1 protein-coding gene is annotated in these 1,073 nt (G+C 47.3%); it reads right to left on the bottom strand.

Annotated features, from left to right (window positions below; all coding sequences use genetic code 11):
• Positions 1 to 1,073, bottom strand: a 1,073-nt coding sequence (locus KZA12_RS14730; RefSeq protein WP_218690754.1) for a hemagglutinin repeat-containing protein, incomplete at both ends; no start/stop codon positions are given.

Genomic DNA, 1,073 nt, shown 5'->3' with positions numbered 1-1,073 from the left:
AGTCCTGCTGCACTGCCAGCACCTAATAGCGTCAAACTAACCAAACCACTTGCTGTGCCACTAGCGATACTTTCGCTCATGCCTTTATCTACAAGTGCTTTCGCTATCTTCTCTTGGATATTATTAAGCGTCGGTGCAGCTGCTGCAACACCACCTGTGGTTAATGCGCCCTCAACACTACCAGTACCTAATGCGCCAAGTGCCGTATGAGCCGCAACACGATAGATACCGCCTTCATCCCATTTTTTAATAGCTTCTAACTTTTCATCAATACTAAGAGTATTATCAGCTCTAATCGCTTTGATACGATTATTGGCGAAGTCCCCTACTGCCTTTGGCGCTTCCTTGCCGAACTCCTTAGTAATCTGATTCTGCGCTTGCAGCTCCTCAGTGACACGAGTGGCATCAAACACACTCTCAAGCTTGCCGCCAAGGACTTCGCGGTTCTCAGTAGTGAGCATACCTTGCTCGTCGTTATAACCACTGACACCGCCTTTGGTGATACTGCTATTACTATCACTGTCTGTGCCGTAGCCAAGACCATTCATGGTGGCTTGTGGTTTATCTTTGATCTTACCGACACTTAAACCAGCAGAGATCGCATCACCGTCATAACTTGTGGTGTTTACGATGTCGGTTGAGGTGACGCCTTGTTTAAAGACGATATTGCTCTTGCCATTGGCTTGTGCTTCCTCTGATGTAGTGAAGACTGCGCCTTTGAAGTTACCTTTGCCTTCAACGATTAGATCGGCTTCATTGGCGAAGAGGCCTGTTTGTTGCCCGACAATTTTAGAATTCGCATTGATGTTAGTCTTAGCGCCATTGACAGAGAGGCTGGAGCCTTTACCGTTACCCATGAGGTCAACATCAAGGTTAAAGCCTGCGCTCTTCTGATTGCTGTCGTACTCGTAAGTATCTTGTGGACTCTCTAAGGTCACATTGCCGCCGATAACGCCTTGGACTTTATCCGTGTTAAAGACCACGCCTTTACCGTTGAGATCGTTACCAATATTAAAGGTAGTGGTGCCACCGACGTTGACTTGGCTATCGGCATAAGTGACTGAGTCGCTGTT

It is taken from the genome of Psychrobacter sp. BF1, assembly GCF_019279065.1.
GTDB classification, from domain to species: domain Bacteria; phylum Pseudomonadota; class Gammaproteobacteria; order Pseudomonadales; family Moraxellaceae; genus Psychrobacter; species Psychrobacter urativorans.
Note: the sequence above shows the minus strand (reverse complement) of the source record. Positions and strands in the feature narration are given on the sequence as shown.